This window comes from Arthrobacter sp. K41 (genome assembly GCF_059089645.1).
In genome coordinates this window covers 677,878-701,787 of sequence record NZ_JBNHEW010000002.1, presented here as the reverse complement: position 1 = coordinate 701,787, position 23,910 = coordinate 677,878, and the positions used below count along the sequence as shown (strand labels likewise).

At 64.9% G+C, this 23,910-nt stretch carries 18 protein-coding genes; 5 read left to right on the top strand and 13 right to left on the bottom strand.

Features of this window, described 5'->3' with window-relative positions; genetic code table 11:
- Window positions 1-238 (top strand): hypothetical protein (locus AC5RTE_RS07615; protein WP_494040772.1); only part of this gene is annotated, 238 nt, incomplete at its 5' end.
- 144 nt (window positions 239-382) lie between these two features.
- Here AC5RTE_RS07615 and AC5RTE_RS07610 read toward each other — a convergent pair.
- The 3 genes from AC5RTE_RS07610 to AC5RTE_RS07600 are packed head-to-tail and all read right to left on the bottom strand — an operon-like array spanning window position 383 to window position 7,959.
- Window positions 383-4,081 carry a 1,4-alpha-glucan branching enzyme gene (locus tag AC5RTE_RS07610; protein WP_494040771.1) on the bottom strand — a complete coding sequence of 1,233 codons (3,699 nt, stop codon included), beginning with the start codon at window positions 4,079-4,081 and terminating at the stop codon, window positions 383-385.
- Between the two features lie 3 nt (window positions 4,082-4,084).
- Window positions 4,085-5,881, bottom strand: coding sequence for a maltose alpha-D-glucosyltransferase (gene treS, locus AC5RTE_RS07605; protein ID WP_494040770.1), 1,797 nt, complete (start codon window positions 5,879-5,881; stop codon window positions 4,085-4,087).
- Complete coding sequence (locus AC5RTE_RS07600; RefSeq protein WP_494040769.1) at window positions 5,878-7,959, bottom strand: alpha-1,4-glucan--maltose-1-phosphate maltosyltransferase; 2,082 nt, start codon at window positions 7,957-7,959, stop codon at window positions 5,878-5,880. Before AC5RTE_RS07600 ends, treS begins: the two co-directional genes overlap by 4 nt.
- Before the next feature lie 153 nt (window positions 7,960-8,112).
- Between AC5RTE_RS07600 and glgP the strand changes: the two genes are divergently transcribed.
- Both glgP and AC5RTE_RS07590 read left to right on the top strand, forming a co-directional pair.
- Entirely contained in the window at window positions 8,113-10,731 is a 2,619-nt protein-coding gene (gene glgP / locus AC5RTE_RS07595) for an alpha-glucan family phosphorylase (protein WP_494040768.1), read from the top strand.
- A 34-nt stretch (window positions 10,732-10,765) separates the two neighbouring features.
- Window positions 10,766-12,547: a thiamine pyrophosphate-requiring protein gene (locus AC5RTE_RS07590; protein WP_494040767.1), complete on the top strand. Its 1,782-nt coding sequence runs from the start codon at window positions 10,766-10,768 to the stop codon at window positions 12,545-12,547.
- Between the two features lie 15 nt (window positions 12,548-12,562).
- On the opposite strand, the gene AC5RTE_RS07585 is transcribed toward AC5RTE_RS07590, so the two are convergent.
- From AC5RTE_RS07585 to AC5RTE_RS07550, 8 genes are all read right to left on the bottom strand, one after another.
- Window positions 12,563-12,919: a barstar family protein gene (locus AC5RTE_RS07585; RefSeq protein WP_494040766.1), complete on the bottom strand. Its 357-nt coding sequence runs from the start codon at window positions 12,917-12,919 to the stop codon at window positions 12,563-12,565.
- 6 nt (window positions 12,920-12,925) lie between these two features.
- The gene (locus AC5RTE_RS07580) at window positions 12,926-13,447 is read right to left on the bottom strand and encodes a guanyl-specific ribonuclease (protein WP_494040765.1); all 522 of its coding nucleotides are present in this window, start codon (window positions 13,445-13,447) and stop codon (window positions 12,926-12,928) included.
- A 19-nt stretch (window positions 13,448-13,466) separates the two neighbouring features.
- Window positions 13,467-15,587, bottom strand: a complete 2,121-nt coding sequence (glgX, locus tag AC5RTE_RS07575; protein ID WP_494040764.1) for a glycogen debranching protein GlgX — start codon at window positions 15,585-15,587, stop codon at window positions 13,467-13,469.
- A 95-nt stretch (window positions 15,588-15,682) separates the two neighbouring features.
- Complete coding sequence (gene rlmB, locus AC5RTE_RS07570) at window positions 15,683-16,672, bottom strand: 23S rRNA (guanosine(2251)-2'-O)-methyltransferase RlmB (RefSeq protein WP_494040763.1); 990 nt, start codon at window positions 16,670-16,672, stop codon at window positions 15,683-15,685.
- Window positions 16,673-16,774: 102 nt separating this feature from the next.
- Window positions 16,775-18,241 carry a cysteine--tRNA ligase gene (cysS, locus tag AC5RTE_RS07565; protein ID WP_494040762.1) on the bottom strand — a complete coding sequence of 489 codons (1,467 nt, stop codon included), beginning with the start codon at window positions 18,239-18,241 and terminating at the stop codon, window positions 16,775-16,777.
- 9 nt (window positions 18,242-18,250) lie between these two features.
- Window positions 18,251-18,766, bottom strand: coding sequence for a 2-C-methyl-D-erythritol 2,4-cyclodiphosphate synthase (ispF, locus tag AC5RTE_RS07560; protein ID WP_494040761.1), 516 nt, complete (start codon window positions 18,764-18,766; stop codon window positions 18,251-18,253).
- A 2-nt stretch (window positions 18,767-18,768) separates the two neighbouring features.
- Entirely contained in the window at window positions 18,769-19,551 is a 783-nt protein-coding gene (gene ispD, locus AC5RTE_RS07555; protein ID WP_494040760.1) for a 2-C-methyl-D-erythritol 4-phosphate cytidylyltransferase, read from the bottom strand.
- A 97-nt stretch (window positions 19,552-19,648) separates the two neighbouring features.
- The gene (locus AC5RTE_RS07550) at window positions 19,649-20,131 is read right to left on the bottom strand and encodes a CarD family transcriptional regulator (RefSeq protein WP_011690592.1); all 483 of its coding nucleotides are present in this window, start codon (window positions 20,129-20,131) and stop codon (window positions 19,649-19,651) included.
- Between the two features lie 256 nt (window positions 20,132-20,387).
- Between AC5RTE_RS07550 and AC5RTE_RS07545 the strand changes: the two genes are divergently transcribed.
- Window positions 20,388-20,945, top strand: coding sequence for a hypothetical protein (locus tag AC5RTE_RS07545; RefSeq protein ID WP_494040759.1), 558 nt, complete (start codon window positions 20,388-20,390; stop codon window positions 20,943-20,945).
- Window positions 20,946-21,060: 115 nt separating this feature from the next.
- Here the strand turns inward: AC5RTE_RS07545 and AC5RTE_RS07540 are convergent, their stop codons facing one another.
- Together AC5RTE_RS07540 and AC5RTE_RS07535 are read right to left on the bottom strand one after the other, a co-directional pair.
- Window positions 21,061-21,741: a response regulator gene (locus tag AC5RTE_RS07540; protein WP_494040758.1), complete on the bottom strand. Its 681-nt coding sequence runs from the start codon at window positions 21,739-21,741 to the stop codon at window positions 21,061-21,063.
- Window positions 21,738-22,979 carry a sensor histidine kinase gene (locus tag AC5RTE_RS07535; RefSeq protein WP_494040794.1) on the bottom strand — a complete coding sequence of 414 codons (1,242 nt, stop codon included), beginning with the start codon at window positions 22,977-22,979 and terminating at the stop codon, window positions 21,738-21,740. Before AC5RTE_RS07535 ends, AC5RTE_RS07540 begins: the two co-directional genes overlap by 4 nt.
- A 205-nt stretch (window positions 22,980-23,184) precedes the next feature.
- On the opposite strand from AC5RTE_RS07535, the gene phoU reads away from it, so the two are divergent.
- Window positions 23,185-23,847, top strand: coding sequence for a phosphate signaling complex protein PhoU (phoU, locus tag AC5RTE_RS07530; protein WP_494040757.1), 663 nt, complete (start codon window positions 23,185-23,187; stop codon window positions 23,845-23,847).
- Window positions 23,848-23,910 lie beyond the last annotated feature (63 nt).

Below are 23,910 nucleotides of genomic sequence, written 5' to 3'. Positions count from 1 at the left end.
ACCCACAGGGGCGGACAGCCCGGTCAATTCAACCAATCAAAAAACAATCGGTATCAACAAACTTGGCACACTATTGAGTTCTCAAACAACAGACACACCCGGCACCACCACCACAACAACACGCCATGTGGATCGCTCCGGAGCAACTTTTCAAACTTACCCGCTGGCTTCTCACTTGTCAAACCGGCGTCTGCGACGATCCACACCCGAAGGCTTGATTGTCGGTTTTTCCGTCTGACTCCGTGGAGCAGCGCGGAAATAAACTCTACCACCACTGTGCCCGGATGGCCAACCCGGCAGTGAAGCTCATTCCTGACCAGCACCGCAGGCCACGAAAAAGCCCGGGATCGCGGGGATCCCGGGCCTTTCACAGGGCTGGCGGTCAGTTGGCGGCTGACCCCGCCGGCTTGAAGTACGCAGCACCAAGCGGCGGCAGTGTGACGCTCAGGGTGGCCGGCTGTCCGTCCTGGCCCTCGTCCGTTGCCTTCAGTTCCCCGTTGTTCAGTACACCGGAACCGCCGTACGTCGTGGCGTCGGTGTTGAGGACTTCAGTCCAAGCACCAGCCTCCGGCACTCCCAGGGTGTAGCCGGCGTGCGGCGCTCCGGAGAAGTTGATGGCGCAGACCAAAGGGTTGCCATCCTTGTCCCAGCGGATGAACGACAGGACGTTCCGTTCTGCGTCTCCCCCGTTGATCCACTGGAAACCGCCAGGCTCGTTGTCGCGTTCGTACAGAGCAGGGGTGGATGCGTAGAGCTCGTTAAGGTCCTTGGTCAGCAGCTGCAGTCCCTTGTGCGCGGGGATGTCGGCGAGCCACCAGTCCAGCCCGTGCTGTTCGGACCACTCCGCTTCCTGGCCGAACTCGGTACCCATAAAGATGAGCTGCTTGCCCGGGTGTGCCCACTGGTAGGCAAAGAAGGCACGCAGGTTGGCCAACTGCTGCCAACGGTCACCGGGCATCTTGCGGAGCATGGAACCCTTGCCGTGCACTACTTCGTCATGGCTGATGGGGAGCAGGAAGTTTTCCGTGAACGCGTAAACCAGGGAGAACGTCACCGTGCCGTGGTGCCACTTGCGGTTGATGGGCTCCTCGGAGGCGTACTTCAGGGAGTCGTGCATCCAGCCCATGTTCCACTTCAGGCCAAAGCCCAGGCCGCCGTTGCTGGTGGGTGCGGTAACACCGGGGAACGCCGTTGATTCTTCAGCGATCATGACAGCACCGGGGTGCGTCTTATAGACAGTTGCATTGACTTCCTGGAGGAAGGAGATGGCTTCCAGGTTTTCCCTGCCGCCAAAGCGGTTGGGCCGCCATTGCCCTTCTTCCCGGGAGTAGTCCAGGTACAGCATTGAGGCGACGGCGTCCACGCGCAGGCCGTCGATGTGGAACTCATCCAGCCAGTACAGGGCGTTGGCCACGAGGAAGTTGCGGACCTCGGTGCGGCCGAAGTCGAAGATCAGCGTTCCCCAGTCCGGGTGCTCACCCAGGGCCGGATCAGCGTGCTCGTACAGGGGCTCGCCGTCGAACTGGGCCAGGGCCCAGGCGTCCTTGGGGAAGTGTGCCGGCACCCAGTCCAGCAGGACGCCGATACCGGCCTGGTGGAGGGCGTCCACCAGGTACCGGAACTCGTCAGGGTGGCCGAACCGGGAGGTGGGCGCGAAGTACGAAGTGACCTGGTAACCCCAGGACCCACCGAAGGGGTGCTCGGCCACCGGCATGAATTCGACGTGGGTGAACCCGAGCCACTTGACGTAGTCCACGAGCTCCTTGGCGAGTTCCCGGTAGCCGAGTCCCAGCTTCCATGAACCAAGGTGGACTTCGTAAACGCTCATGGCGGAGTTGTGCGGATCCCGTTTGGCACGGGCCGCCATCCATTCGTCGTCCTTGAAGGCGTACGAGGGTTCAACGACCCTGGACGCCGTCAACGGGGGAACTTCGGTGCCGAAGGCCAGCGGATCTGCCTTCTCCACCCAGTGGCCCGACTTGGTCCTGATTTCGAACTTGTAGCACGCCCCTGCTACAACACCGGGAATGAAGATCTCCCACACTCCGGAGGAGCCCAGGGAGCGGAGCGAGTTTTCGCGGCCGTCCCAGCCATTGAAGTCGCCAATGACGCGGACAGCCTGGGCGTTGGGCGCCCACACGGCGAAGGACACACCATCCACATCCCCCAGGGAGGACTTGTAATGCTGGACATGGGCGCCCAGTACTTCCCAGAGTTTTTCGTGCCGGCCTTCACCGATGAGGTGCAGGTCCACTTCACCAACGGTGGGCAGGTAGCGGTAGGGCTCGTCCACGGTAACCGGTTCAGCACCCGGGTAGGTGACGGCCAGCCGGTAGTCCGGGACGTGCCCTTGCTGCAGCGGGTCCAGCACAGCCACCCACACCCCGTGGGCCTCATGCTCCATGGGAATTTCGCCGGCCGCGGTGATGACGGTGACAGCTTCGGCCAAATGCTTCACCGTGCGGATAGTGACGTGCCCGTAGTCGTCCAGGTGTGCGCCCAGAATGGAATGGGGGGCGTGGTGTTCGCCGTTCGCGATCCTGCCCAGGGTGCCCGCATCCACGTGCAGCGGCACCCCCGGACGGTCCGTTCGTGCTGAGCCTGTCATTTCACTACCTTCCGATGCTGCCCCGGCGTTGTCGCCGACGCCCTTACCGCTGAGGAGCCGCCTGGCGGCCTTCACTGGGATCGCCAGCCAGTCCGGCCTGTTACGCATTTCATAAACTACTTCGTACAGGGCCTTATCCAGCCACAATGCCACAAACAGCGGTGATTCCCTGTTGACCGTACCCGGGGTGACAGCCGCATAACCGGCAAGGAACGCTTCGGCGCAGTCATCAACCCAGGAGTCCGGCACCTGCGCGCCCTCCTGCTCGCGCTGCGCTGCTCCCGCGGCGTAATCGAAGGAACGGAGCATGCCAACGACGTCCCGGAGGGGAACATCGGGAACGTTCCGTTCCGCGATGGGGCGCAGCGGTTCACCTTCGAAGTCGAGGATCGCCCACCGCGGGGCGTTTCCGGCCTGCCCGGGAACCTGGAGGATCTGGCCAAGGTGGAGATCACCATGGATCCGCTGGAGCGGACCGGTGGGCACAGCGTCAAGCCCGTTCAGGAGTTCGTCCAGCGCTGCGTCGTAGGGGCCGACGGCGGAGGCGGCTTCCGCCCAGGCCTGCCGGACGCGCTTGGCTACTGCAGGGGCAACCGCCTTTCCGGGTTCAGCTTCCGCTGTTTGCCCGAGCGCTTCGGCGAGGCGGCGGTGGACTGTTGCCGTGGCAGCACCCAGGGCGCGTGCCTCGGCCGTGAAATCCGTCCCGGACCGGGCCGCGTCAACAGCGAGCCGCCAGGCGTCCCGTCCGCCGGCCAGGAACTCATGTGCCACCGCAAGCTCTCCCTGGACGTACCGCGAGCCGGAGCCCGGCCCGTCGGAGGAGGAACCGCCGTGCGTCAGCCATTCGCCGCGGACCCAGCCCAGGGTTGCCGGCACTTCAGCGGTGCCGGCCGACGTCAGGGCGGCGCCGACCTCAACCTCGGGGTTGGTCCCGTCCGACAGGACACGGAAGAATTTCACGATGGCGGCCGATTCGCCGTCGTCCACAATTACTGAAGTGTTGGACTGCTCTCCGGAAAGGACCTTTACCACTCCGTGGGCGGTGGGCAAACGGTGGTTACCCGGGGTGCGGAAGCCGGTGGCCGTGCCGCTGGGGGCCTTTTCCCCGCCACGCATCAGCTCAAGCCAGCCGCCAACAAAATCGGGATCGTGCACAGCGTCGTAAACCCATGGCCGCGACGGATCCATGCCGGCGGCCTCCCCCACCAGCGCCCGTTCCATCCCTGCAGCCGGCGCCGGCCGGAAGCTCAAGGGAACCTGGATCACGTCGGTGCGGCGTCCGGCACCGGCTCCCTTGCTGGTCACTTTCAGGAGGAACACTGCGAGTGCGGCATGGCCGGAAGGATCTTCCAGGCCCAGGCTGCCGGCTTGGGACAGCTCGAAGCCGGGCGACTTCACGGGGAACCAACGTTGCTTCGGAAGCCATTCCTGAAGCAAGGCGGTAAGGGCAGGAGTAAGGATGGGCTGGTTCATGTGTCAGTTCTCAATCGAGAGGATCGGCATTGCCTGCGTATAGGGGGACGAAGGATTGGACGCTGCCGACCGGATCCTCAGCCAGAAGAAATCGTGGCTGCCTAGGGTCAGCGTCAGCGTCCCGTCCTCGTTGATGCCGGGAAACGGCTGGCCGCCAAACACGTCACGAAGACCGCGCCCGCCGTAATCGGGGATGCGAAGCCTGGCGGCCACTGGATGCTGCGAGAGGTTGAAGGCACACAGGATGGATTCGCCGTCCACACCGGCGGAGTTACCTCCGGGCAGCTCCCGGAGGTAAGCCAGCACGGCGTCGTGGTCGGCCTCAACATGCTTGAAGGCACCGAGGCCGAAGGCGGGGTGGTTCTTGCGGACGGTGAGGATCTGCCGTGTCCAGCGCAGGAGGGACCCCGAGTGGGCGGCCTCGGCCTCAACGTTTGCCATGTTGTAGTTGTAAACCAGCGACTGGATGACCGGCAGGTAGAGCTTGCCCGGGTCCGCGTTTGAAAAGCCCGCGTTCCGGTCGGGGTTCCACTGCATGGGGGTCCGGACAGCGTCGCGGTCTTCCAGCCAGATGTTGTCCCCCATGCCGATCTCGTCCCCGTAGTACAGGAACGGGCTGCCCGGAAGCGACAGCAGCAGGGCATTGATCAGTTCGATCTCGGCGCGGGAGTTGTCCAGCAGGGGCGCGAGCCGCCGGCGGATACCGATGTTGGCCCGCATCCGGGGGTCCGGTGCGTACCATCCCAACATCGCCGCCCGCTCATCGGCGGTCACCATCTCAAGGGTGAGCTCGTCGTGGTTCCGCAGGAACGTACCCCACTGGGCGCCGTCGGGAATGTCAGGCGTGTCCTGCATCGTCTCGATGATGGGCGCGGCCTTTTGGTCCCGGAGCGCGTAGTAAAGCCGGGGCATGATCGGGAAGTGGAAGGCCATGTGGCATTCCGGTTCCTCATCCGTCCCGAAGTACTCCACCACCTCGTTGGGCGGCTGATTGGCCTCGGCAATGATTACGCGGCCGGGGTAGCTTTCATCCACCATGGCGCGGAGCTTCCGGAGGAAGTCATGGGTGGCGGGCAGGTTCTCGCAGTTGGTTCCCTCCTCCTCGAAGAGGTAGGGAATGGCATCGGCGCGGAACCCGTCAATGCCCTGGTCCAGCCAGAACCGCACCACGTCGAAGAGGGCGTCGATAACCTTGGGGTTCTCAAAATTCAGGTCGGGCTGGTGGCTGAAGAACCGGTGCCAGAAGAACTGCCGGCGGATGGGGTCGAAGGTCCAGTTCGATTCCTCGGTGTCCACGAAAATGATGCGGGCATCCTGGTACTTCTCGTCAGTGTCGCTCCACACGTAAAAGTCGCCGAAGGGCCCGTCCGGATCCTTCCTCGATTCCTGGAACCAGGGGTGCTGGTCCGAGGTGTGGTTCAGGGGAAGGTCGATGATGACCCGGACCCCCCTGGCATGGGCCTCGGCAACCAGCCGCTTGAAGTCGGTTATGGTGCCGAACTCGTCCAGGACTGAGTTGTAGTCCGAGATGTCGTAGCCGCCGTCGCGCAGCGGGGACTGGAAGAACGGCGGCAGCCAGAGGCAGTCCACGCCCAGCCACTGCAGGTAGTCAAGCCTGTCGATGAGGCCCGAGAAATCTCCCGAGCCGTCACCGTTGGCGTCCGCAAAAGCTCTGACGAGGACCTCGTAGAACACGGCCTTCCGGTACCACAGCGGATCGTGCTGCAGGCCCGGCGCATTCAGTTCGAAGGTGCTCTTCGGCGTGAAATGCTGGCCCGAACTTTGCGGGTTAAAACTCACTGATGCGTTCTCCTCACGCTGAGGATGTGTGCGGGCTCAACGTGCGGATCGAGGCGGACGTAGTTGAACTCGCCCCACTCCCAGCTTTCACCGGAGATGAGGTCATCCACGTGGAAGCCGCCGTTCCCAGTGAGGTCCTGGGGGTCCAGTTCAAGGGCGGCCAGGTCCAGAGCGACGCTGCATTCCTTGGTGACGTGCGGATCCACGTTGACCACCACGATGATGGTGTCCTTGGAACCATCGGCGAGGGTCTTGTGCTTGGAGTACACCACGGTGGAATCGTCAGTGCTGTGGTGCACAGTCAGGTTCTGCAGGTCCTGCAGCGCCGGGTGTGTGTGCCGCAGTTCGTTCAACCGGGTGATGTAGGGGGCAAGTGTCCGCCCGGACTGTGCTGCTGCGTCCCAGTCCCGCGCCTTGTATTCGAACTTCTCGTTGTCGATGTATTCCTCGGCACCGGGGCGGGCAACATGCTCGTACAGCTCATAGCCGGCGTAGACGCCCCACAGCGGGCTTGCCGTGGAGGCCAGGACTGCCCGGATCTTGAACGCGGCCGGACCGCCGAACTGCAGGTATTCCGTGAGGATGTCCGGGGTATTCACAAAGAAGTTGGGCCGGAAGAAGGCCGGGGACTCATGGCTGACCTCGTGGAAGTACTGCTCGATTTCCTTCTTGGTGTTCCGCCAGGTGAAGTAGGTGTAGGACTGCTGGAAGCCCGCGCGGCCCAGCGCGTGCATCATGGCAGGGCGCGTGAAGGCCTCGGCGAGGAAAACGACGCCGGCAACTTCCTTATTAACCTGCGCGATGAGCCATTCCCAGAACCACACGGGCTTGGTGTGCGGGTTATCCACGCGGAAAATCTTCACGCCGTGGCTGACCCAGAGCAGGACAATACGGAGAATTTCGTTTGAGAGGCCCTCGGGGTCATTATCGAAATTCAGCGGATAAATGTCCTGGTACTTCTTCGGCGGGTTTTCCGCATAGGCAATACTGCCGTCAACCCTGGTGGTGAACCACTCTGGATTGGACTGGACCCAGGGGTGGTCCGGGGCAGCCTGCAGGGCCAGGTCCAGAGCTACTTCCAGGCCGAGTTCGTTGGCCCTTGCCACGAAGGCGTCAAAGTCATCAAAGGTGCCAAGGTCAGGATGGATGGCGTCGTGGCCGCCCTCCTTGGCGCCGATTGCCCAGGGCGAACCGGGATCGTTGGGCCCTGCAATCAGCGTGTTGTTGGGTCCCTTGCGGTGCTGGACACCGATCGGGTGGATGGGCGGCATGTAAATGACGTCAAAGCCCATCGCGGCAACGGCATCGAGGCGTTGCGCCGCCGTGCGGAAGTTTCCGGAGGTCCAGGCGCCCGTGTTGTGGTCACGGACTGCACCTTCGGAACGCGGGAAGAACTCGTACCAGGCGCCGCGGCCGGCCCGGTCCCGCTCAACCAGCAGCGGGTACTGCTGGGAGACTGTCACCAGTTCGCGGATTGGCTGGCGCGCCACGATGCCGGCCACTTCCTGGCTGAAACCGGCGGCGAGGCGCTCTTCCGCGGTGAGGGAGGAGTCCGCCAGCGTGTTGGCGGCACCGCGCAGGGCGGCCCGGTCCGCCTCGCTGCGGGAGTCGTCGTCGGCTGCTTCATTCAGCAACACGGCACCCTCGGCGAGCATCAGCTCGACGTCGATGCCCGCTTCCACCTTTACTTCCGCGTTGTGGTGCCACGTGCCGTAGCGGTCGTGCCAGGCTTCGATGACGAAGGACCAGTTGCCGGTGTCCGACGGCGTGAGGACGCCTTCCCAGCGGTCCGTGCCCATGCCGCGGACCCCGCGCGGCGGTGCGAGCCTGACGCGCTGGCGTTCCTGGCCCGCCGGATCCAGGAGCACGGCACTAACCCCCAACTGGTCATGCCCTTCCCGGAACGCGGTGGCACCCACTACGATCCCCTCGCCAGGCAGCGCCTTGGCTGGAAACTTTCCACCCTCCACCACCGGCTGCACGGCCGTGATGGGGAAACGTCCAAACCGGAGGCCGTCCGTGATGGCGCCCAGCGGCTTTTTCTTCGATGCGGCAATGGTTTCTGAGTTAGTCGTCACAGGCTCGACGTTAGCGAGAAATGACCCGGAATGCTAAGCCTGCGCACTATTTTCATTGCGGCCCGTGTCATTTCCTCCCTGCCAACTGTCATTTACCCAAAAGAAACCCGATGCTGGTTCCGGCTGCCCATGTTGTCGGTTAGTGTGACGCAGGTGAAGGCAATCCGCAGATTTACGGTCCGTACAGTCCTCCCCGAACCGATCAGGCCGCTCGCCCGGCTGGCGAGTAATTTGCGCTGGTCCTGGCACCGGCCCACGCGGGAGCTTTTTGCCGGTTTGAACCCCCGGCTTTGGGTGGAGAGCGGCGAGGACCCGGTGGGTTTCCTTGGCCTGGTGAGCCGGGAAGAGTTCCAGCAGCTGGCGGCAGACCAGTCCGTAGTGGAACGCGTCCGCGCCGCCGAGGAGGACCTTGACCGGTACCTCGAGGAGCCCCGCTGGTACCAAAGCCTGGGCCCGGATGCGCCGGCGTCCATTGCCTACTTCTCCCCCGAATTCGGTATCACCGAAGTCCTCCCCCAGTACTCCGGCGGCCTGGGCATCCTGGCCGGTGACCACCTCAAGGCGGCCTCGGACCTGGGCGTGCCCCTGATCGGCGTGGGCCTGCTCTACCAGGCCGGGTACTTCAAGCAGTCGCTGTCCAGGGACGCCTGGCAGCAGGAAACCTATCCTGTCCTGGACCCGGACGGCCTGCCGCTCACTTTGCTCCGTGAGCCTTCCCGCGACGGCAATGGCCGGCCGCTGCAGATCTCCCTGCCGCTGCCCAACCACCGCCGGCTGCTGGCACACATCTGGCGCGCGGACGTCGGACGCGTCCCTCTGCTGCTCCTGGACTCGAACGTCCCGGGCAACGACGAAGCCGCCCGCAGCATTACTGACCGCCTTTACGGCGGCGGCGGAGACCACCGCCTGCAGCAGGAACTGCTGCTCGGCATGGGCGGGGTCAAGGCGCTGCGCGCCTTCCAGAAGCTCACCGGGACCGGCGCCCCCGAGGTGTTCCACACCAACGAAGGCCACGCCGGCTTCCTGGGCATTGAGCGCATCCAGGAACTGATGTCCGGTGACGAGGCGCTGACGTTTGATGAGGCTTTGGCCGCAGGCCGTGCCTCCACCGTTTTCACCACGCATACACCGGTGCCTGCCGGCATCGACAGGTTTGAAATTTCCCAGATCCACCACTTCTTCCAGGCGGGGCTCGCTCCGGCTGTGCCCGTGGACCGGATCCTGGAGCTGGGCCGCGAGAATTACGCAGACGGCAACCCGTCCGTCTTCAACATGGCCGTGATGGGCCTGCGGCTGGCGCAGCGGGCCAACGGCGTGGCCAAGCTCCATGGCGAAGTGTCCCGTGGGATGTTCTCCGCGCTGTGGCCGGGCTTCGACCACTCCGAAGTGCCCATCACCTCGGTGACCAACGGTGTGCACGTGCCCACGTGGGTGGACAGCCGCATCTCCAAGCTGGCCCGTGACCAGTTCGGCAGCGAGGCTGAAGCGCTGGGTCGCTGGGACCTCGCCTACAACGTCAGCGACGCCGACGTGTGGGAGCTGCGCCGGCAAATGCGGAGCGCCCTGGTTGACGATGTCCGCCGCAGGCTTCGGGCTGCGTGGAAGAAGCGCGGCGCGGCCGACGCCGAGCTGCGCTGGACGGACAGGGTGTTGGACCCGGACGTTCTGACCATCGGGTTCGCCCGCCGCGTGCCCACCTACAAGCGCCTCACCCTGATGCTGCGCGAGCCGGACCGGCTCAAGGCACTGCTCCTGCACAAGGAGCACCCGATCCAGCTGGTGATCGCCGGCAAGTCCCACCCCGCGGACGACGCCGGGAAGAAGATGATCCAGGACCTGGTGCGCTTCACCGATGACCCGGAGGTCCGCCACCGCATTGTCTTCCTGCCCAACTACGACATCGCGATGGCCCGGACGCTGTTCCCGGGCTGCGATGTGTGGCTGAACAATCCGCTCCGGCCGCTTGAGGCCTGCGGGACGTCCGGCATGAAGGCCGCGCTGAACGGTTCGCTGAACCTGTCCGTCCTGGACGGCTGGTGGGATGAGATGTACGACGGCGAGAACGGCTGGGCAATTCCGACGGCCAATAACGACGCGTCCCCCGAGGAACGCGACGATATCGAGGCCGCCGCGCTCTACGAGCTCCTTGAGACACAGGTTGCCCCGCGGTTCTACGGCAGCACAGTTTCGGAAGGAGCCGGAGCAGCCGGGCCGTCCACCTCGGGCACCGAGAAGGTGCCAACGCACTGGGTGTCGATGATCAAGCACACGCTTTCACACCTCGGCCCGGCAGTTTCGGCCGAGCGGATGCTGCGTGACTACGTGAACATCCTCTACCGCCCCGCCGCGGAAGCGGGCCGGGCTGCCGGTGCCAACTCCTACTCCCAGGCCCGCAGTCTGGCAGCCTGGACCGCCAAGGTCCGTGCCGCCTGGCCGCAGGTGCACGTGGAGCACGTGGACTCGGTGGGGGTCGCCGAGGATCCGCAGATCGGTGACACGCTCCAGGTCAATGCCTACGTGGCACTGAACAGCCTCACCCCGGAAGATGTCAGCGTGGAAGTCGCGTACGGCAGGGCCGAGGAAAGCGACACACTCACGGACATCACCGTGGTGGAGCTGAAGGTCCAGGAAGACCTGGGCAGCGGCCGCCACCTCTTCAGCGGTTCCCTGATGATCGACCGCTCGGGATCCTTCGGCTACACCGTCCGGGTGCTGCCGCGGCACGATGCGCTGGCGTCCAAGGCCGAGCTGGGCCTGATCGTTAACGCATAACAGGCAGGGCCCCTAACCACTGCAGGAGGATTCCGTGAACGACCGTACAGTGGCAGACCTGATCGTGGAGCGGCTCACGACCTGGGGCGTCAACCGCGTGTTCGGGTACAGCGGGGACGGGATCAACGGTTTCATGGGGGCCCTGCGCCGTGCCGGGGGCCGGGTCGAATTCGTACAGGCCCGGCACGAGGAAAACGCCGCCTTTATGGCGGTGGGGCATGCCAAGTACACCGGCGGCGTGGGCGTGGTGACGTCCACCCAGGGTCCGGGCGCCGTCCACCTCCTCAACGGTCTTTACGACGCCAAACTCGACGGCGTGCCTGTAGTAGCCATTGTGGGGCAACAGAGCAGGACGGTGCTGGGCTCGGCCTACATGCAGGAAATTGAACTGACCGGCCTTTTCAAGGACGTCGCAGCCCAGTTCGTGCAGCAGGTCAACGCCCCCGAGCAGCTTCCCATGGTCCTGGACCGCGCCTTCCGCACGGCAAAGGCGACGTCCTCGCCATGCGTGGTGATCCTGCCGCATGACATCCAGTCCGCGCCCGCGCCCGAACTGAAACAGGAACATGGCGTGGTGGTCACCGCGCCGTCCTGGAGCACCTCCGCCAAAACACCGCGCGGGGAAGACCTGGACGCTGCTGCTGCCATCCTCAACAACGCTCAACGGGTGGCGCTGCTGGTTGGCCAGGGCGCCAGACATGCCGGCCAGGAAGTGGTGGCCGTCGCGGAACAGCTGGGGGCGGGCATTGCCACGAGCCTCCTCGGCAAGCCCTACGTGGACGAAACCTTGCCCTTCGCCGTGGGAACCATGGGACATCTGGGCACCACCGCCAGCGCGCACCTGCTGGGCAACTGCGACGCGCTGCTGATCGTCGGCTCGAATGATCCCTGGACCGAGTTCTATCCACCACCCGGAGCCGCCCGGGCTGTCCAGATCGATATCGACGAGCGGAAGATCGGCAACCGGTACCCCGTGGAGGTGGGACTGGCAGGGGACGCGGCAAGCGCCCTCCGGGCCCTTGGTTCGCGGCTCAACCAGCGGCAGCGCGGGCAGTGGCGGGAGGACGTCGAGAAGGAAGTCACGCGCTGGCGTGCCCTTGCCGAAGAACGCGCCGCGGTAACAGCCAACCCGGTCAACCCGGAAAGGGTGGTGCGGGAGCTCAACGGCAGGCTGCCGGCTGACGCCCAGTTGAGCATCGACGTTGGCAGCTGCGTTTACTGGTATGCCCGCCAGCTGGTACTTCCGCAGGGGGTACCGGCCCACCTGTCAGGGACGCTGGCCAGCATGGGCTGCTCCATCCCCTATGGTATTGCTGCCAAGCTTGCCCGCCCCGACCGGCCGCTGGTGGCGTTGTCCGGGGACGGCGCCATGCAGATGGCCGGAATCGCCGAGCTGGTGACGGTGGCGCACCGGTGGCGGCAGTGGGAGGACCCGCGGTTCGTCGTCTGCGTCTTCAACAACCGGGAGCTCGCCGAAGTGACGTGGGAGCAGCGGGAGTCCGAGGGCGAGCCGCGGTTCCGGGACAGCCAGGAACTTCCGGACTTTCCGTTCGCGGGCTACGCCGACCTGCTGGGATTGACCGGCATACGGGTGGACGATCCGGAGCTTCTTGGCGATGCCTGGGAGCGGGCGCTGGCCGCTGACCGCCCGGTGGTCATCGAAGTGCTGACCGACCCGGAGGTTCCCCTCCTGCCGCCCTTCCCGGGAGGCCGTGAGAAAGCGGAAAGCATGCGCAAGGCCCTCGGAGAGGAGGAAGGCAGCGGCCGGGCCCTGGACCTGCTGGAAACTTACACCGGCCAGGAAGAACGGTCCTAGGGGCAGCGCCACTTGTCAGAGCAGGACGGCTGTGACGGAGAGGTCTTTCCCGGCGTAGCGCTCAGCGTCCTGCAGGATCTCGCAAATGACGCCGAAGGACCTGTCGGCCCGAAAAGGCGCGGCCACTTGCCAGAGCACGGTGACCGGCGCGTTGCCGTTGTCCGTGATGCTGTCCGCGAAGTCATGCAGGGAATCGTTCAGGGCGTCAAGGTTGACGGCGTAGTGTTCGGGAAAGCTTAGGACCTCGCCAAAGGTTTCAAGGACGGCCCTCTTGCTGTCGGCTGCGGGAACCACCAGGCTACGGCGGCCGGCGTCGGCCACCTGTTCCTGCAGTTCTTCCAGGGTCCAGGTGTCGCCGGAGTAGATCTTCATTATTGACTAGCTGCCTTCTGCTATGAATCGGAACGTCTCGTAGTGGTCATCGGTGTAGTATTTCTCGCCGCCGTCGCCCGCAACGATGCGCCGCGCTCCCCGGTCTGATTCTCCCGGTGTGGGCACCGTATATTCCCGGTAGTAGCCCCTGTCCCGCCGCGGCAGGATCCGTTCGAAGTTCCAGAAGGTCTGGTCGTCCTGGCTGTATCGGTACGGTCCACCGGCGCGGATGAGGTTGAGGGTCCGACGGGCTTCACCGGGCAAGGCCGACTCCCGCACTTCCGGCAGCCCTGACGGGTTTTCCGGCGCCTGCGCTCCGGGGGTGGCAGCTGCCTTCCCCGGGGCGGCAGCAGGGGAACCGGCTGCAGGGGGGCCTGTTGCGGCACCCGGGCGGGGCGTGGCACTGGCCCCGGCCTCCGTCGTCGTACTTTCCGCCAGTTGGCCCAGGATACCGGTGCCGCCGAACGCGATCAGTCCCAGTACCACGAGCGCAGTCAGCAGCAAGGGCAGAATTTTGCGGTGGCGCATTATGTTGTTCCCCGGTGCATCAGGTGCGGTAGATGTTGATGGAGTTCGCCTCCACGAGGTCCCGCTCCCCCGATAGCACCCGGCTGCCCTGGCGGAGCTCGTGCTGCGGTGTGGTGGTCAGCCGCAGCTCGAACTTCGTGTGCAGAGCACCATCGGTGACGGTCCGGGGCAGCGTGATCTGAACGTCGGAAGTGCTGCCGTTCACCACCACCAGGCCGGCCAGTGTCCCGTCGTCCGAGCCGAGCAGGAGTTGGATCACGCGGTGCTGCGGATCGTTCCAGCGTTCCATGGACATGGGCTGCCCGGCGTGGTCGAACCAGTACAGGTAGGACTGCTCATCGCGGACCGGGAAATCGCGCGGCTGCGCGGCGAGGAACTCCTTGCGAAGGCGGATGTACCGTTTGGTGCTCCGAAGCATCTCGGAGGACTCCGGGGTCCTGGTCCAGTCCAGCCAGGCGATGGCGTTGTCCTGGCAGTAGGCGTTGTTGTTACCCTGCTGGGTCCGGGCCAGCTCGTCTCCGGCGGTAATCATTGGGACGCCCAGGGAAATCAACAACGAGGCCATCAGGTTGCGGCGGGACTGGGCGCGCCTGGCCAGGATCTTGCCGTCCTCGGTGGGGCCCTCGAAGCCGTGGTTGTAGCTGCGGTTGTCGCCGTGGCCGTCCCGGTTCTGCTCACCGTTGGCTTCGTTGTGCTTGCGGTCGTAGGAGACGAGGTCGTTGAGGGTAAAGCCGTCATGGGCCGTGATGTAGTTGACGGATGCCAGCCTGGAGCGGCCGGACCCGGCAAACAGGGCTGCGGAACCGGACACTACGTCTGCGAGCTTGGCCACCGTGCCGCCCTGCCCGCCGGATTCAAGGGAAGCGCGGTCGGCCAGCCAGAAGGTGCGCACGGCGTCACGGAAGTGGTCGTTCCAGTCTGCCCAGCCGGACGGGAAACGCCCGGTCTGCCAGCCGCCGTAACCGATGTCCCAGGGTTCGGCAATCAGCTTTACGTCGGAGAGGACGGGGTCCGCAGCAACGGCAACCAAAAACGGGTGCCCGGGGTCAAACTCATTGGCATCGTTGCGGCAGAGGGTCACGGCGAGGTCAAAGCGGAAGCCGTCAATGTGGAACTCGTCTACCCAGTAGCGAAGGGAATCGAGCACCAGCTGGACCACCTGGGGCTCGGCAAAGTTCAGGCTGTTACCGCAGCCGGTGGTGTCCGCGTACTTGCCGTGCCCGTCGGTCCGGTAGTACTTGTCCTCCCCCAGCCCGCGGAAGCTCAGGGTTTGCCCGTCCGGCCCGCCTTCTGCAGTGTGGTTGTAAACGACGTCGAGGATGACTTCCAGGCCAGCGGCGTGGAGCGCTTTGACCATTCCCTTGAACTCATCCTGGACCGCCTGCGGGCCCGCTTCCTGTGCCGCTCTGGTGGCATAGCCGGGATGCGGGGCGAAAAAGGCCGCGGTGTTGTACCCCCAGTAGTTGGTCAGGCCCAGGTCCTGCAGGTGCGGTTCGTCAAGGTGGAAGTGCAGGGGCAACAGCTGAACCGCCGTAATGCCCAGGCTCTTGAAGTGTTCGATAACGGCCGGGTGTGCCATGCCGGCGTAGGTGCCGCGCAGTTCCCGGGGCAGGTCCGGGTGGAGCATGCTTTGCCCCCGGACGTGGGCCTCGTAGATGATGGTGTCGCGCCATTCCAGGCGAAGCCGCGAATCTGATTCCCAGTTGTAGTCACCGGCTACCCGGACGCTGCTCAGGAATCCGTCGCTCTGGTCCACTGCCCGGCCGTACGGGTCCAGGAGCAGCGGCTGGCCGCCGTCGCCATTAACGTTCTGCGCAGGCACGGCAAGCGGCAGGGACTGCTCCGGTAGCGCCGGCCGGAACCCGTACCGCGAGCCGTAGGGCAGGTTGTCCACGATCCCGTGGTGGACGCCGTGGTTCAGATTGGGCAGCGCCTGCACGCGCCAGTCCCGGCCTGGTGCTTTGTAGACGATCTCCAGGCTCCGCACGCCCGGGGCGTAGCAGGATACATTGGCCCGCGCGCCCGGACGGGGACCAGCACCGGCTGGAGCCGCGGCATCTGGGCGCGAAACAGTCACACCAAGTGGAAGGGCCGTTGAGGCATCCGTGGTGGAAGCAGTGTCGAAGAGCGGCATGACCATCCCCTAAATCTTAGCCGCCGAGGGCACATCGCCTGCCTGTGCGTCACATTCGCGCACAGGCAGGCCTGGAAACAAACTTTGTTGTTGTGACGCGGTTACTTTGCCTTGCGCTGGCGTGATATCTCGTACAGCGAGATGCCCACTGCCATGGAGGCGTTGAGAGATTCCATGGCCGAGTCGATGGGAATCGAAACGATCTGGTCGCAGTTCTCCCGGACGAGGCGGCTGAGGCCTTTGCCTTCCGAGCCCACCACGATGCACACCGGCTCGGTGGCGAGGGTGAGCTCGGGAAGGGACACATCGCCGTCTCCGTCAAGGCCCAGGACAAAGATGCCCATGTTCTTGAACTGCTTCAACGCACTGTTGAGGTTGGACGCGCGTGCCACGGGGACCCTGACCGCTGCCCCGGCGCTGGTTTTCCATGCTGAGGCGGTGACGCCCACAGAGCGGCGTTCGGGGACAATCACGCCGTGGCCACTGAAGGCGGACACGGAGCGGATGATGGCACCCAGGTTTCGGGGATCGGTGATGCCGTCCAGCGCCACGAAGAGCGGCGCGTTGGCGACGTGCCCCTTCTTCCAACTCTCCACCGTTTCTTCGGCGAGCTCGTAGGCGTCCTGGTAGTCGTACGGCGGGATCTGCAGGACCAGGCCCTGGTGCACGGCGTCGTCCGTCATCCGGTCCAGTTCCGGTTTGCCGGTCTCCAGCAGCGGAATGCCGCGTTCGGCGGCGAGCTTCAGGGATTCCTTGACCCGGTCATCCATTTCGATGCGGATGGCAATGTGCAGGGCCTTGGCGGGAATGCCGGCCCGCAGCGCTTCAACCACGGAGTTCCGGCCCGTGACCACTTCCTCCGTAGCCCGTCCCTTGGGGCCGGACTTTGCTGCACCGGCGCTGCGTGCGCCTGTGCTGCGCTTGGCGGCTGAGCGCTCCGCGAGCTGCTTGGACTTGTGGGCTTTATGGTACGGGCGGTCCTCCGCCTTGGGCGTGGGGCCCTTGCCTTCGAGGGCCTTGCGGCCATGGCCACCGGTTCCGATGGTTGGGCCCTTCTTCGCTTTAACCGATCGGCGACCATTGTTGGCCATGATGTTCCACCCTTGATTGTGCTGACTGACTCTGCCTACCAGTCTACTGAACCAAGTAAAATCGCCCGACCCGCTGGAATTGCCTGCGCTGAAACTGCCAGCTCAGTCCCGCTTCAGGCTCCAGCCCGCACCGTCCGGGCCATCCTCCACGACGACGCCGGCTGCGGCCAGTGTGTCCCGGATCGCGTCCGAGGCGGTCCAGTCTTTTTCGGCCCGCGCCGCGGCACGCGCTTCCAGCTGCGCCTGGACCAGGACCTCCAGCGCTGTTGCTTCCTTGCTGCTGACGGCATCGGTTCCCGCGACGGCGTTGAGCCCGAGCACCTCCGTCATCGTTGCCACGGCGGACAGCGCCTGGCGGGCGGCGTCGTCCTCACCTTCGGCGAGGGCGGTGTTCCCGGCACGGACCGTCTCGTGGAGGGCCGCCAGGGCACGCGGCACGTTAAGGTCGTCGTCCAGGGCCTCCGAGAAGGTGCGGACAGCAACGGCGGATGAGCCGAAGTCACCAGAAGCATCGCCTGAGGCTTCACCGAAGCGGGCGGAGGCCTTTGCCAGGAAACTGTCAATACGTTCGACGGCGGCGGCAGCCTCCTGCAGCGACGTGGGACGGTAGTCCAGGAGGGAGCGGTAATGTGCCTGGCCGAGGTAGTAGCGGACCACCCGGGGCGACGCCAGTTCCAGCATCTCGGCCGGGCTGATGGTGTTCCCGATCGATTTGGACATCTTTTCGCCCTGGTAGGTGACCATGCCGTTGTGCATCCAGAAATTGGCGAACGCGTGGCCGGCGGCCTGGGACTGGGCCAGCTCGTTTTCATGGTGCGGGAACCTCAGGTCCAGCCCGCCGCCATGGATGTCGAACTCGGTGCCGAGGTACTTGGTGACCATCGCGGAGCATTCCAGGTGCCAGCCCGGACGGCCGGCGCCCCAGGGGGAAGCCCAGCTCGCGGTGGCCGGCTCGCCGTCCTTGGATCCCTTCCACAGCGCAAAGTCGCGGGGGTCCCTCTTGCCCCGCGGATCAGCATCGGGGGCCGCCTGCATGTCGTCGATGTTCTGCCGGGTGAGCGCGCCGTATTTGCTCCAGGAACGGACGTCAAAGTACACGTCACCGGACTCGTCCAGCGCGGGGTAGGCGTGCCCGCGGTCGATCAATTGCTGGATGAGGGCATGCATCTCCGGGATGTGGCCGGTGGCGCGGGGCTCGTAGGTTGGCCGCGAGACGCCAAGCGTGTCGTATGCCTTCAGGAACTCCTGCTCGTAGCGGTACGCGAGGGCCCACCACTCTTCCTGGGGCACTTCGCCGGCCTCCGGCGTAAAACCTGCCGCGAATGAAGCCTCGGATTTGGCGAGGATCTTGTCATCGATGTCGGTGACATTCCTGACCACCGTGACCCGGAGCCCCCGGTAGGTCAACCAGCGGGTGAGCTGGTCGAAGGCAATGGCTGAACGGATATGGCCCACGTGGGGCATGCCCTGCACGGTGGCCCCGCAGTAGTAGAGGCTGGCCTTGCCCTCAACGAGAGGGACGAAGTTCCGGACTTCGGCGGAGGCGGTGTCATAGAAGCGCAGGGTCACCGCTCCAGATTAGCCGATGGCGCCGGAGGGTCTCGGATACACCAGCGCTGTGGCCACCGCAGAGATACCTTCTCCGCGGCCGGGGAAGCCCAGGCCGTCGCTGGTGGTTGCCGTGACGCTGATAGGTGCGCCGGCGGCTTCGCTGAGTACCCTTTGCGATTCTTCCCGCCGGGGGCCGAACTTCGGCTCGTTGGCAACGAACTGGACGGCGACGTTGCCGATCTCGAAACCTGCTGCCCTGACGATCCGTGCCGCCTCGGCGAGCAGGGTAACTCCGGAGGCGCCGGCGAATTCGGGCCTGCTGGTTCCGAAATGTGTACCAAGGTCACCGATACCGGCCGCCGAAAAGAGCGCGTCGGCAGCCGCGTGGGCAACGGGGTCGCCATCGGAGTGCCCGGCGAGGCCGCGTTCACCCTCCCAGAGGAGCCCTCCGAGCCACAACTGCCGCGGCGCATCTTCCGGTGCGTAGGCATGGACGTCAATGCCGATGCCGGTGCGGGGCAGGACAACGATGGGGTCAGGCACGGTCAGCCCTCCACCCAGCGGGCGCCCAGCGGCCCTTCGAGAAGCCCCTCGGCGAGGATCAGATCCAGCGGAGTGGTGATCTTCAGGGACTGGCTGGAGCCCCGTACGGCATGGACCGGGGTACCCAGCAGTTCCACGAGCATGGCGTCATCAGTAACGGCGGCGGACTGGTGCTCGTCCAGGTCCCGGGCTGCCTCATGTGCGTTCAGGAGGGTCCCCAGCCGGAAGCCCTGGGGCGTCTGGACAGCGCGCAGGTCCTCGCGCGGTGCGGTCCCGGTGACAACCTCCGGTGCGAAGACGCTGTCCTCCCCCGTAGTCGCGGCCACGGTTTTGACAGTGTCCACGACGGCGACGGCAGGAATTACTGCCGAGGCGCCCGCCGCCAGTGCGTCCACCACCCGGTGAAAAACCGATTCGGGCGTCAGGGCCCGCGCTGCGTCGTGTACCAGCACGGCGTCGATGCCCTCCATAAGCGCAGCTATGCCGGCGCGGACGGACTCAGCCCGGGTGGCACCGCCGACGACGATGGAAAGGAGGGGGCCGCCGTCGGCCAATTCCTCCCGGAAGTCCTCGCACAGCTGCCGGAGGGCAGTGTCAGCGGCTGGCAGCGCTATGCACACCTGGCTGCTGACCCCGGATGCAACAATGCCCCTCAGGGCGTGCATCAGGATGGGTTCGCCGCCGAGCGGCACCGCCGCCTTGGGCATGCCGTAGCCCAGCCGCTGCCCGGAGCCGGCGGCCACCAGGATCACCGCGGTGACAGGGCGCGTGGAAGTTTCACTCATGCGGACTAGCCTACGTCCCCGCTGCCGGCCCCGCCCGGACCTGAATCCGGGCAAAAAGAAGCCCCGGCGGCACTTGGGTGCCACCGGGGTTCAATTCTTAGGAAGCCAGGACCTCGTCGAGAACGCTTGCAGCCTTCTCCTCGTCGGTCTTTTCAGCCAGCGCCAGTTCTGAAATCAGAATCTGCCGGGCTTTGGCCAGCATTCGCTTCTCGCCTGCGGAAAGGCCCCGGTCGTGATCGCGGCGCCACAGGTCGCGGACGACCTCTGCAACCTTGATGACGTCACCGGAAGCAAGCTTCTCCAGATTTGCCTTGTACCTGCGTGACCAGTTGGTGGGTTCTTCGGTGAACTCGGCACGAAGCACATCGAACACGTGCTCCAGGCCTTCCTTGCCCACTACGTCCCGAACCCCAACAAGATCAACGTTCTCTGCTGGAACTTCAATGGTCAGATCACCCTGGGCCACCTTGAGCTTGAGATACATCTTCTCTTCGCCCTTGATGGTGCGCATCTTGATTTCTTCAATCTTCGCAGCACCGTGGTGAGGGTAAACTACTGTCTCGCCGACCTCAAATACCATGTGGACATTTCCCCTTTCCCGCTGACCAGTTTATCACGATTCAGGCATATGACCGGCCGGGAAGCGGGCCGGGAACCGCGTAAATACGCGGAAAATGGGCATAAACAACCCCCTTCACCCCCTTGACGAACACGGATAATAGTGCATGCTGCGGGTGCTGCCAAGGGCGATATGACAATGCCGAATCCGCGTTTAGCAGGGTTTGCGGATAGGCTATGCGTGAATAATCTTCCAGAACTTTCGAGGAGTACGTGACGTGCGTTTCACTGCGACGAACCGGGCCCGCCGCGCCAAACTGGCCCTCACGGCAGGTGCCCTTGGCATCGGACTGCTGGCCTCGGGCTGCGGGTACACCAATTCCCAGCAGACCAGCGTTCAGTACCAGTCGTCGGACGGCATCATCACCGACCTCGGCCCGCTCCAGCTGCGCAACATCCTCATCATCTCCAATGGGGAGGACCAGCCGGGCCGCGTCATCGGCGCCGTCTACAACTCGTCCTCGGAGGATGTGACGCTGACACTCAACGGCGCTGAAGGCTCGCAGACGGAAGTTCCGGTCAAGGCCAACTCCTCCACCCTGCTGAACAACACCACGGACGAAGTGGTCCTGAGCACCACGGGCGGAATCCCGGGCTCCCTTGTGGACGTCAAGATCAGCGAAGACGGCACCAACGTGAGCAACACCGTGCAGGTTCCGGTGCTGGACGCAACCCTGCCCGAGTACAAGGAATACCTGCCGGCAGGCAGCACTCCTTCGCCGAGCCCGTCCGCCACGCCAACGGCCTCCGAACTCGGCGGCGGAAGCGGCCACTAAGGCCCACACACAACGCAAACAAAAGGGAGGGGCCCACGGGCCCCTCCCTTTTTGTGCTCCTAAATGGTTCCGGTCCGGAGCCGGCAGTCCTGCGGCTCCAACCTGTTGCCCGTACTTACGGCTCGAACTTGTAACCGAGGCCGCGCACGGTCACCAGGAACCGCGGCGCCGAAGGATCGGGTTCGATTTTCCCGCGCAGGCGCTTGACGTGGACATCGAGGGTTTTGGTGTCGCCCACGTAGTCCGAGCCCCACACGCGGTCAATGAGCTGGCCACGGGTGAGCACCCGGCCCGAATTGCGCAGGAGCATCTCCAGGAGTTCGAACTCCTTCAGGGGAAGCAACACCTGTTCCCCGCCCACGCTGACCACGTGGCGTTCGATGTCCATGCGGACGGGGCCGGCCTGGACAGTGGCGGAAATCAGTTCCTCGGGCTCACCCTGGCGGCGCAGGACGGCCCTGACCCTGGCCACCAGTTCCCTGGAGGAGTAGGGCTTGGTGACGTAGTCGTCGGCCCCGAGTTCCAGCCCCACCACCTTGTCGATCTCTGAGTCCTTGGCTGTCAGCATGATCACCGGGACGCTGGAGCGCTGGCGCAGCTGGCGGCACACCTCGGTGCCGGAGAGCCCGGGAAGCTGGAGGTCCAGCAGTACCAGGTCCGCTCCGTTCCGGTCGAATTCGGTGATGGCGTCCAGGCCGTTGTCCACGACCTCCACCTCGAACCCTTCCTTGCCCAGCAAATAGGACAAGGGATCGCTGAACGATTCCTCGTCCTCCACAATCAAAATCCTGCTCAAGCGTTAGCTCCTCGTTCTTTTGCGCCTGCGGCGCGGGGTACTTGGGTGACGTTTGGCTCCCGGTTTCCATGACCAGACAATCCCGGGGCTGCTGCGGGCAGGACGTCGTCCTCCCCCTCCTGCCCTTCCATTTCCGGGAGCCGGAGCGTGAAGGTGGAACCCTGGCCCGGCTGGGACCACAGGGTCACTTCCCCGCCGTGGTTGGAGGCAACGTGCTTCACGATGCTTAGCCCGAGGCCCGTGCCGCCGGTGTGGCGGGAACGGGCCGAGTCCACCCGGTAAAAACGCTCGAAGACCCGCTCCTGGTCCTCGGGGCTGAGCCCCTCGCCCTGGTCCGTCACCGAAATGGAAACCAGGCCGTCCCGGGAGCGGACTCCGATGCCTACCCGCGTGTTGGCCGGCGAGTAGCGAATGGCGTTGTCAATCAGGTTGCGCAGTGCGGTGACCAGGAGGTCCTGGTCACCAAAGACCTTGCCCTCTGTCCGTCCGCCCACCACAATACGGATGTTCTTGCTCTCGGCGGGAAGCTGCGAGCGGTCCACTGCCTCGGCGATGACGGCGTTGACGTCGACGGGGCGGCCCTCCTGAATGACGCTCGCGCCCTGCAGCCGGGAGAGTTCGATGATGTCCTGCACCAGGGCGGCCAGTCGGCCCGACTCCTTATGCATGCGCTTTGCGAAGCGCCGCACTGCCTGTTCGTCGTCGGCCGAGGACTCGAGGGCCTCGGCGAGCAGCGAGATGGCGCCGACAGGGGTTTTGAGTTCGTGGGAGACGTTGGCGACGAAGTCGTTCCGGATCTCTTCAGTACGGGTGATCTCAGTGCGGTCGTCCGCGAGCAGGAGGATGTATTCCTCCCCGAGCATCGCGGCCCGTACCTGGACGATGATGGTGCCCTGCCCAAGGGGACCGCGGGGAAGTTCCAGCTGCTTTTCCAGGATGACGCCGTCCCGCCGGACTCCTGCTGTCATATCCAGCAGTTCCTTGTGGACCACGGTGTGCCCACGGACCAGGCCATAGGCGTAGGCCGCGGGGCTGGCGCGGACCACACCATCCACAGCGTCCACCACCACGAAGGCGCGTCCGACGACGGCGAGCACCTCGGCAGCGCCGGCCGGCAGCGCGATGTCATCGGCGTCGACGTCCAGCAGATGCCGCTGCTTCTCGCTGACCCTGTAGGCCAGCACGCCAAAGGTGCCGAGCGCCAGGCCGATAAGGCCGGCGACCAGACCGATGAGCATAGGATCCACAGCTCCACCTTATGTGCTGGCGGATGGCCGTCGGCGCGTCCGGGACTGCTGCACCGACGGTTCAACTAACGTTCATCTTCAAGCACTTAGCCGTTTACCGGATACTGGCAGAGTATCGAGTTGGACTGCCGAACGGCGACATGAATTCCTGCTGCCCTGGAGCGGGCGGGACGGAGTTCCAAGGAAAGGACGCCTAGTGCGTAAGGTTTTTCAGGAAGAGCTCACCCAGGTCGGTGACCAGCTGGTGGAGATCTCCCGGCTGGTCAGCGAAGCCATGGACAAGGCCACCACATCGTTCCAGGTGGCAGACGTTGACCTCGCCCAGGACGTGATCGCGGCGGACGCCCGCATCGATTTCCTGCAGAACAGCCTGGATGAACGTGCCATCGACATCCTGGCGCTGCAGGGTCCGGTTGCCAGTGACCTGCGGATGATCGTAGGGTCCCTGCGGATGAGCGCATCGCTGGAGCGCATGGGCGATCTTGCCCGTCACCTCGCCCAGCTGGCCCGCCTCCGTTTCCCCTCCACCGTCATCCCGGAATCCATGTCCGGGACGTTCAAGAGCATGGCGGAGCTGGACCAGGAGATCGCCGACAAACTAACCGTGCTGTTGGAGACCCGCGACCTTGAGGTGGCGCGGGACATCCTGAAGGCGAACACGGCCATCAACGATCTGCACCTGAGCGTGTTCAAGGCGATCGCCGCCCCTGAGTGGGCGGAGTCGCCCGCCACCACTGTGGACGTTGCCCTGGCCAGCCGGTACTTTGAGCGCTTCGCGGACCACGGCGTCTCCGTCGCCCAGAAGGTCACGTACCTGGTCACCGGCGCCTGGCAGCCGAACGGCACTGAGCACAGCTGATCCGGCGCAGCTGTTAACGAACGACGGCGGGCTGGTCACCCCAGGTGACCAGCCCGCCGTCGT

Coding starts and splice junctions, on each gene's coding strand:
- ispD (WP_494040760.1), bottom strand. CDS start 19,551: ATGAGTGAAACTTCCACGCGCCCTGTCACCGCGGTGATCCTGGTGGCC.
- AC5RTE_RS07585 (WP_494040766.1), bottom strand. CDS start 12,919: ATGAAGATCTACTCCGGCGACACCTGGACCCTGGAAGAACTGCAGGAA.
- rlmB (WP_494040763.1), bottom strand. CDS start 16,672: ATGGCCAACAATGGTCGCCGATCGGTTAAAGCGAAGAAGGGCCCAACC.
- glgX (WP_494040764.1), bottom strand. CDS start 15,587: ATGGTCATGCCGCTCTTCGACACTGCTTCCACCACGGATGCCTCAACG.
- AC5RTE_RS07580 (WP_494040765.1), bottom strand. CDS start 13,447: ATGCGCCACCGCAAAATTCTGCCCTTGCTGCTGACTGCGCTCGTGGTA.
- AC5RTE_RS07550 (WP_011690592.1), bottom strand. CDS start 20,131: ATGGTATTTGAGGTCGGCGAGACAGTAGTTTACCCTCACCACGGTGCT.
- AC5RTE_RS07535 (WP_494040794.1), bottom strand. CDS start 22,979: ATGCTCATCGGTCTGGTCGCCGGCCTTATCGGCCTGGCGCTCGGCACC.
- AC5RTE_RS07610 (WP_494040771.1), bottom strand. CDS start 4,081: ATGAACCAGCCCATCCTTACTCCTGCCCTTACCGCCTTGCTTCAGGAA.